This window comes from Nonomuraea terrae (assembly GCF_004348995.1).
Classification (GTDB): domain Bacteria; phylum Actinomycetota; class Actinomycetes; order Streptosporangiales; family Streptosporangiaceae; genus Nonomuraea; species Nonomuraea terrae.
In genome coordinates this window covers 1-7,891 of sequence record NZ_SMKQ01000298.1, presented here as the reverse complement: position 1 = coordinate 7,891, position 7,891 = coordinate 1, and the positions used below count along the sequence as shown (strand labels likewise).

Below are 7,891 nucleotides of genomic sequence, written 5' to 3'. Positions count from 1 at the left end.
CCTCCTCCCCTTCTGGACCTCACCCCCGGCAACCCAAGCCATCCCCGGCAAAGCCCCGCGCGAGGACGACACCACGACGCCCTCTCCTGTCCTCCGGCCGACCACAGATCCACAACCTCAAGCGGCTGCGGACGCCACCACACCACCGACATACGCGGGAGCAGCAGCACCCACATCAAGAGAGCCGACTCCCAAAACTCCACCCAGCAGGACCGATCCTGCCGATCCCACAACCTCGGCCCCCGCGTCATTCCACGCTCATCAACCCGCGACGCCGATCAACTTCCTGGCCCACTCGGCCTCATCGGTACCCACCGAACCAGCCATCGGCATCAGCGCACTCCTGGGAGCCCTCGCCTTGATCATCGCCTTACGCTGGGCGCGCCATACCCGCAAGGACCGGCGTAGCCGGACAAGAGGACAACACCGCAAGGGACGCCGCCGAAGCAGACACCGCCCTCCAACGTCCTGTTGAAGCCAACCCGCCCTCGGGTACGAACCAGCGCCATGCCTGACCCGAACCGTTGCGACACTGTTCCATCCGCCGGTCCAAAGGTGCAGGACTGCCAGGGACTGTAGGGTCTGTACGGTCTTCGATGTAACTCCTAGTAAAGGAGATGCACCTGATGGTTACTGTGGTCCAGGCATCGACGGAGATCGACCTGGAGGACGCCGAGGTGGCGCGCAAGCAAACCAAGGACACAGATCGAGAGCTCGCGCGCCCGGGCCTCCTGCCGCTGAGCGGTGCCCACGGCTGACGTCCTGGCCCAAGGAGTTCGCGCTCCAGGTGCAGGAGGCGACACGTGGCTGGCCCCGCAGGACGACGCCGCTGCCGACGCGGAGCTGGAGACGTTGTTGCAGCGCTACCCCGACGGTTGCCGACTGGTCCGCAACGGGCTCCCCACGCCAGGTTCCGTTAATCGCAGTCGTGCGCCCTGGTCAGCGTCCAATCTGGCTCGTCGTCCACCAGCTTGCATGGCTACCTACTTGCCTGACCTGCCTTGACGACCTCCAAGCAGCTGACTCTGGGCGCGTCGTTTGTTTTGACCGTTTGCCGAATACTGTGATCCTTGGGAGAGATATCGTTGCTAGATCGCCCACGCAGGCCGTTCGACGCCCCGCGTGCGTTCACCCTGTAGGACACCCCGACGTGTACATGCCGGGCGCGCCCGAGATCGGGTGACCAGCAGGAACGCCACGGCCTTCGGGCCGCCCCCTTTTGACGAGCAAGGACACCCCGACTGATGGCAGTGACCCAGCAGGAGATTGAGAACCGGTTGTGGGACGCCGCCGACGAGTTCGGGGTCGGGGAACCCAGGAACAGTCATTGGCGCTGCGCATGATGAGGAGCCTGCCCGCATGAGCGAAGTCGCCTACCAGGCCGCCAGCGGCGCCCTGTACCTGGGCCTGGTCCGCCAGATGGTTGATGCAGCGCTCGCCGCCCACGACGTGATCATCCTTCACGGAGCCGAACCTGCACCCATCGTTATCTAGGGTTGGAGGACCCTTCCAGCAGGTCAGAGGACGATGATCTCTTCTTTCACGTAGGCCAAGTTGGCCGAACGCAGCCCGGACCCAAGAAGAACCGAGCGTGCGGAAAGCGCCTCGAGGTCGTTAAGGGCGCGTCGCAGCACTCCGACATGTGGCGTTTAAGTGATCTTGCTGGTGAGAGCGGGGGTGAACCGTGGCCCCCGCCAAGGGCGCGGCCACGGTGGCGCGATTGTGGTTAAGCCTTAATTGGTGCGGGCCGCCCTGGCGGCCTGCTCGATCTTCGCGCAGTAGGCTGCACGGGCTTCCTCGTCGATCTGCTTCTCGTATTCGGCGCGCAACCCGGTCCGGCCGTCGAGGCCCTCGCGCAGGATATCGGCGTGCCCGGCATGCCGGGTGGACTCGCCGAGGACATGGACCATGATGGCGAACAGGTTCGTGTGCCAGGCCGGCGTTGACTCCGGCCACCACGGCACGTGGCCGGGGGCGTCGAGGGGAAGCTCGTTGATCGTCGCGTCCGAGTGTTCCCACGTGCGCCGGTAGAACCCGATGATCTGATCGCGGGTCTCGTCCTCGGTCGCCCACAGATCGCTGCCGTCGGAGTCCTGCCACCGGGGCAGCGGTTCCGGGGAAGGGCGGTCGAAGACCTCGCCGAAGTACCTGGCCTCGACGGTGGCCACGTGTTTGACCAGGCCGAGGAGGTTGGTCCCGGTCGCTGTCAAAGGTCGGCGGGCGTCGTATTCGGACAAGCCGTCGAGTTTCCAGAGCAGCGCCTTGCGGTCCCGCCGCAGTCTCTCGTGCAGGTTGTCTTTCGCGAAATCGTCGATCATGGGTCACCAAAGATAACGCGAGATGTGGGAGGACGCCCCGTTCCGGGAGATGATCGAGCGGCGCATGCGGGAGCAGCTGCTCGCCAAGGTGGTCGAGGAGGGGTGCGTGCCGGTGACGCTGCCCACCGCGGCGTACCGGCACTTCGCCGAACCGGCCTACTTCCTCACGTCCGGCGCGGTGCGATGGTTATCTGGGGTAGTTAGCCTCTTCCTCCAGGTCAAAGAGAGATGATCTTGTCAGCCACGTAAGGCAAGTAGGCCCACCGGATGCGATCATTGCGTGGATGAGCGACTGCACCTTCTGCAAGATCGTGGCCGGTCTCTTGCCGTCCTATCGGGTCCTCGAGGATGAGCACACGCTTGCGTTCTTGAACATCAGACCTGCGTCTCCGGGACACACGTTGGTGATTCCGCGCGTGCATGCGCGCGACGTGTGGGAGATCTCCAAGACCTCTCACGGCGAGGTCGCCGACATGGTGCATCGGGTCGCCGCTGTGCTGAAGACAACCCTTGCCCCTGAGGGCGTGAACGTGAAGCACAACACAGGCGAGGCCGCCGGCCAAGACGTCTTCCACTACCACGTGCATGTGGTCCCGCGCTGGCGCGGGGACGACCTGCGTCTGACGTGGAGCTCCCCGCTTGCCCCGGCCCACGAACTGGAGCAGGTCTTGGAGCGGGTCACCGCAGGTCGCTGAGGGTCTTCCCAAGCCCTGGCTGGACGCCTTGAGCAGTGGTGCCCTCAGGCCAGGAGACCCAGGGTTTCAGGCGCTTCCCAGGCCGTCAGATGCCGCTCGGGGTCGGTTTCCTCCTGCGCGCACTGGTTGATCAGTCCGGCGAGGGCTTGCCGGTCCTGCTCGGGGAGCTCCTGCAGGAGGTCGATCACCGGCTGGAGCACGGGTCGAGCCGAGATAACGGGAATTCCGGCCATGGGTGGATCTTGAGCGCTCTGACCTGCTGCAACGTCGAGGGGGTTCCTGCTCCGCCGTACGACTCGGGGCCAGCCGTACTTCCGAGATGAGCCAATCTCGGAAGTGGATTCCAGGCCGTACTTCCGAGATTCCGCACTCCAGGACTCCGAAACTCGCCCAGGCCACTTCCGAGATCACGAACATGATCGATTGTTGGCCGCTTCTGCTCGTATCTCGGCTCGACCCCTCCGGGGCCGGGCCGCCGGTCCTGTCTATGCTCAAGCCCATGGCACTGGAATGGGAACAGATCATCGTCGACTCCGCCGACCCTGTCGCTCTCGGGCGCTGGTGGGCCGAGGCTCTCGGCTGGGTTGTGGTCGACGAATCTGAGGAGATCATCGAGATCCGGCCTGAGCCGGACCGGATGCCGGGGCTGCTCTTCGTGCCTGTCGCCGAGGGCAAGACGTCGAAGAACCGGCTCCACCCCGACTTCCGCCCCGACGACCAGGAGGCCGAGGTCGCCCGGCTGCTCTCCCTCGGTGCCCGGCGCGTCGACACCGTGCAGGACGAGCAGCACTGGGTGACCCTCCTCGACCCGGAGGGCAACGAGTTCTGCGTCCTGGGTGAGCGGAAGAGCTGAGCGGAAGCACTGAGCGGAGGCCAGCAGTTATTCGGGGCCCCGAGTCGTACGGCGGAGCTCGAACCCCCTCGACGTTGCAGCAGTTCAGAGCGCCCAAGATCCACCCATGGCCGGAATTCCCGTTATCTCGGCTCGACCCGGAGCACCTCCAGCGCGGCCTCGGGCGCGATGGCGTCGTCGGCGCTGAGATCAAGCCCGATGACGATCTCTGTGAGGGCTTTGGCGAGGGCGCGTTCGAGCGTGGTCATGGCGGGGCTCCTGGCTGGTCGTTGAGGGGCGGTGGGGCCCTGGTCAGCCTGCGGCCGGTTCGGTGAGCCGGGCTTCCAGATCGGCGATCATCTGGGTCAGCAGGCTGGTGTTCTCCTGCCGGACCGCCTGCGGGTCGACCTTGTCGATGCCGGCGACCTTGGTGATGCACTCGTCGGCGGCTTGGGCCATCGTGGCGAACGCCTTGCGCGCGATCGAGTGGGGGTTGCCGGCCTCGAAGGTGGTGGCGCGGTGCATGTCCTTGACCGATGTCATCGCCGCACGTGCGGCGGACATAGCGTCGCGGGCGCTGAAATCATCGCCGTGTCCGTTGCGCATGTATCGGGTGACCCAGACCCGGCGCCGGGCAGAGTCGCGCCGGGCGGGGTCGGTCGAGGGCATGAACCTCTCCAGGCGGTCGCCCCGGTTGGCCGCGATCACGCGGACGATGCGGACGGACCGCCGCAGCCGGTGGCCGTCGGGGATCTGGACGCCGGCGGCGATGTCGGCGTAGCTGACCTCGCGCCCGTGGTTGCAGCGCAGCCAGATCATCACGTCCGCGACGTCGTTCTCGGCCTGCGTCCAGCCCATCGCGTCACGCCGCCGGCTCACAGCAGCCCGCCGTTCTCGTCCAGGAACTTCGCCAGCGCAGCGTCGTCCAGGGCCGAGCCGGTGGCCAGGTCCCGGACGGCGGTGATGGCCGCCTCGGCACCGTCACAGAGCTCGGCGATCGCCTGGGCGCGGTCGGCCGTGAAGCGGATCTGCTGCTTGTGCAGCAGCGACAGCGCCCCGGGAGGGGGGACTGTACGGTCGTCAGCTGTTGGGCCGGGTGGGCTCGTCGCTACAGCCGCCGTAGTCAGGCACGCTGCGCTGCCTCCCGGCCGACGTCGGTACTGCGATGTCCAGAGACAACGAGGGCCGCACCACACCGCGCGCCGGCCGAAGTCGGCGCCGCGACACAGCCCGCACCGCGGATTGTCGCGTCAGGCTCTTGGGTGGGCTTGTCTGTACGCCGCACGCAAGCGGTCGATGGAGACGTGCGTGTAGACCTGCGTGGTGTTCAAGGATGCGTGGCCGAGCAGTTCCTGGACGCTGCGTAGATCCGCACCGCCCTCAAGCAGGTGCGTGGCCGCACTGTGCCGCAGCCCGTGCGGCCCCATGTCCGGTGCACCCTCGACCTGGGCCAGTCGAGCGTGCACCACGCGCCGTACAGTCCCTGGATCGATCCGCCCGCCACGAACACCGAGGAAGAGCGCCGGCCCCGACCTCGCTCGCACCCACAACGGCCGCCCATGAATGCACCACCGGTCCAGCGCCTGCAACGCGGGCCGCCCGAACGGCACTGTTCGTTCCTTGCGGCCTTTGCCCATGACCCGGACGACGTTGCGCTCCCGGTCGACGTCATCGACGTCGAGGGAGCACAACTCACTCACCCGTACACCTGTGGCGTACAGCAGTTCGAGCAGCGCCTGGTCCCGCAGCTCTTTGGGGTCTGCGGTCGGGGGCGCATCCAGTGCGGCCTTGGCCTGCTTCTGGTCGAGTACGACAGGCAGGGACCGCGGCGACTTCGCACTCCCGAGCAGCAGACCCGGATCGGTCGCCAGCCACCCGCGGCGGTGACAGTACGCGGTGAACGTACGGGCAGCCGCGGTCCTACGCGCAAGAGTGGCCCGTGCCTTGCCGGACGCGTGCTGATCGGCCAGCCATTCCCGCAGCACCCCGATGTCGAGCCCTTCGAGCTGCCCGTCCGTATGGTCGAGCAGCGAGCTGACGTCGGCCAGATAGGCACGAACGGTATGGGGAGAGAGATCGCGCTCCAGCCGCAGAAACCGAGCGAACTCGCCCACAACCTCATCCCTGTCCACGCCCACCTCGTTCCACCGTCGCCCCTACGCGTCCCGGCCATCGCCCATACACGTCGCCAGCTCACCGTCGCCCGTAGGCGTCTCCGGCGTCATCCGTACACGTCGCCAACCCACCGTCACCAGAAGGCATCGCAGGTCTCGATCATCCCGGGCACACCCAGACATCTACCGTCACGCGAAACACTCTTAACCGTCCAGACCACCATCATGCGCATCCAGCGGCATCCATGACGGACCGAGGTCGCCATCATGGCAGCTGGTCACGCGAACGGACCTGCCGAGAGGAACGGCCAGGGCCCCTCGCTCGGGCGGCCAACGAGTCAGGCGTAGGGACGCGCCGGGACACCGCCGTACGCCTTGGATGAGCAAGCTCGTGCTGACGCATGGACTACGCCCAGGGTCTGTCTCGATAACGATGTTCTCGATCTTGATTAGTTATCGGGTGGTCGAGGCCAGGCGACCTTCGATAGTGATCGCGAAGGCGTGCACAGCGGCCTTCCAGCGGGTGATCCAGCGTTTGCGGCCCTTGCCGGTAGCATCCAGGCTCCTGATCGCCATGTAGACGCACTTGAGCGCGGCCTGCTCGTCAGGGAAGCGGCCGCGAGCCTTGACCGCCCGCCGGATCCGGGCGTTGACCGATCCGATGGCGTTGGTCGAGCAGATCACCCGGCGGATCTCGGTGTCGAGGTTGAGGAACGGCACGAACTCGGCCCAGGCGTCCTCCCACACCTTCACGATCGCGGGATACTTGCGCCCCAGGTCTCGGCGAGCCGGAGAAACGCTTGAGCGCGGCATCGTGAGAGGTCGGAGGCATGCAATTGCGGGTGCCGTCGATTGAATCGCGGGTGCCGCCGGTGGCATGTCGCTGAACGCTGCGGTCATTGGCTGGCTGAGCAGACCGCTGTGTGCGTCGCGGCCGCGTAACGCCACCGACGGGGGTATGCCCCTTGTTGGATCTGGTGCGTCGGCACGTTCACCGTGGTCGGGCACGTAGCGGCATCCGGCTGGCCTGCCAGGCGAACAGCGTCGAGGCCCTGTCTGCCGGGCCGGTGAATCACACGCGAGATGGCAGGTCACCGGCTGTGCTGACGTCAGCGGACATGTGGGGTCCATCCAACGGTGTACGCGGAGCGGTGCCGACCAGCTACGTGCTCGTCGGCCAGCTGCCCGTTGTGGCCGCCGTCGCCGTGATCGGTCTGGCCGGCTGCTCGGGCAGCGCCGCAAGCGTCGGTTTGGAATCGGCTATGGGGTGGTCCCGTGCAGGTGAGCCTGCGTAGGCGACGGCAAAGGCGTTGGAGTGGGTCGGGAGTTGCACCGTTGATCATCTGAAGCGGTCAGTGAAGTGTTTCTTGGGATGGCTGTAGGCGTCAGTGGAGCTGTCCGGTTTCGTGCAGGTGGTCGAAGATGATCTGGTCAACTGGGGAAACTCGATCACGATCGGCGTAGCTCAGCCAGGCGACTTCCTCTATTTCGCCGCTGGGCGTCGGTGTTCCGTCGTGGACGGCGGTGTAGCAGGTCATCCGTACGGTGACCCCGGCGGCGTGGCCGTGCGCCTGCGCTTGATACGTGCCTACGTGGACGGCGGTCGCCGGGTAGATCGTGACGGAGAGTTCTTCGTCGATCTCGCGTACAAGCGTGTCGAGGTCGCTCTCGCCGGGTTCGCGTTTACCTCCGGGGATGTAGTAGACGTTCTTGCCTTGCGACCGGGTACTGAGGATCGTGCCGCTGTCGAGGTGAAGCCAGGCGATCTTGTCGATGGTGCTGTTCAACCGTTCTTCCCATTGTCGAGGGGGCATGCCGCCCGACAAGTCTGCCGTTGGCGCGACCAGGACACGAATCTGCGGTCATACCGGATATGGTGCGACGTCGTCCGGGAGCGGTGGGGTTTCGGCCGGGTCGGGTTCGGGGGAGGGC

11 protein-coding genes and 1 pseudogene are annotated in these 7,891 nt (G+C 66.2%); 5 read left to right on the top strand and 7 right to left on the bottom strand.

Annotated elements, in window-relative coordinates; genetic code table 11:
• Positions 1-626: 626 nt before the first annotated feature.
• Together E1286_RS51615 and E1286_RS51610 are read left to right on the top strand one after the other, a co-directional pair.
• Positions 627-758, top strand: a complete 132-nt coding sequence (locus E1286_RS51615; protein WP_281282858.1) for a hypothetical protein — start codon at positions 627-629, stop codon at positions 756-758.
• A gap of 601 nt (positions 759-1,359) precedes the next feature.
• The gene (locus E1286_RS51610; protein ID WP_281282857.1) at positions 1,360-1,494 is read left to right on the top strand and encodes a hypothetical protein; all 135 of its coding nucleotides are present in this window, start codon (positions 1,360-1,362) and stop codon (positions 1,492-1,494) included.
• 239 nt (positions 1,495-1,733) lie between these two features.
• Here the strand turns inward: E1286_RS51610 and E1286_RS44165 are convergent, their stop codons facing one another.
• A complete protein-coding gene (locus E1286_RS44165) occupies positions 1,734-2,318 on the bottom strand; it encodes a DinB family protein (RefSeq protein ID WP_132614367.1) in 585 nt (194 codons plus the stop codon).
• Positions 2,319-2,340: 22 nt separating this feature from the next.
• Here E1286_RS44165 and E1286_RS44160 point away from each other — a divergent pair, with 22 nt between their 5' ends.
• The gene (locus E1286_RS44160) at positions 2,341-2,550 is read left to right on the top strand and encodes a hypothetical protein (RefSeq protein ID WP_132622913.1); all 210 of its coding nucleotides are present in this window, start codon (positions 2,341-2,343) and stop codon (positions 2,548-2,550) included.
• A gap of 52 nt (positions 2,551-2,602) precedes the next feature.
• The gene (locus tag E1286_RS44155; RefSeq protein ID WP_132622911.1) at positions 2,603-3,013 is read left to right on the top strand and encodes an HIT family protein; all 411 of its coding nucleotides are present in this window, start codon (positions 2,603-2,605) and stop codon (positions 3,011-3,013) included.
• A gap of 44 nt (positions 3,014-3,057) precedes the next feature.
• Here E1286_RS44155 and E1286_RS44150 read toward each other — a convergent pair whose 3' ends face one another.
• The gene (locus tag E1286_RS44150) at positions 3,058-3,246 is read right to left on the bottom strand and encodes a hypothetical protein (RefSeq protein WP_132622909.1); all 189 of its coding nucleotides are present in this window, start codon (positions 3,244-3,246) and stop codon (positions 3,058-3,060) included.
• Between the two features lie 266 nt (positions 3,247-3,512).
• Here E1286_RS44150 and E1286_RS44145 point away from each other — a divergent pair, with 266 nt between their 5' ends.
• Positions 3,513-3,866 (top strand): VOC family protein, encoded by a 354-nt coding sequence (locus tag E1286_RS44145; protein WP_206060996.1) that lies wholly within the window; start codon positions 3,513-3,515, stop codon positions 3,864-3,866.
• 122 nt (positions 3,867-3,988) lie between these two features.
• Here the strand turns inward: E1286_RS44145 and E1286_RS51605 are convergent, their stop codons facing one another.
• The 5 genes and pseudogenes from E1286_RS51605 to E1286_RS44125 form a co-directional block, all read right to left on the bottom strand.
• Positions 3,989-4,114, bottom strand: coding sequence for a hypothetical protein (locus tag E1286_RS51605; RefSeq protein ID WP_281282856.1), 126 nt, complete (start codon positions 4,112-4,114; stop codon positions 3,989-3,991).
• Between the two features lie 43 nt (positions 4,115-4,157).
• Positions 4,158-4,724 (bottom strand): hypothetical protein, encoded by a 567-nt coding sequence (locus E1286_RS44140; RefSeq protein ID WP_223190909.1) that lies wholly within the window; start codon positions 4,722-4,724, stop codon positions 4,158-4,160.
• 371 nt (positions 4,725-5,095) lie between these two features.
• Positions 5,096-5,977 (bottom strand): tyrosine recombinase XerC, encoded by an 882-nt coding sequence (locus tag E1286_RS44135; RefSeq protein ID WP_132622907.1) that lies wholly within the window; start codon positions 5,975-5,977, stop codon positions 5,096-5,098.
• 435 nt (positions 5,978-6,412) lie between these two features.
• Positions 6,413-6,736 (bottom strand): annotated as a pseudogene (locus E1286_RS44130) (transposase); the annotation flags it as partial.
• A 608-nt stretch (positions 6,737-7,344) separates the two neighbouring features.
• Positions 7,345-7,746, bottom strand: coding sequence for an NUDIX hydrolase (locus tag E1286_RS44125; protein WP_223190907.1), 402 nt, complete (start codon positions 7,744-7,746; stop codon positions 7,345-7,347).
• Between the last annotated feature and the right edge of the window lie 145 nt (positions 7,747-7,891).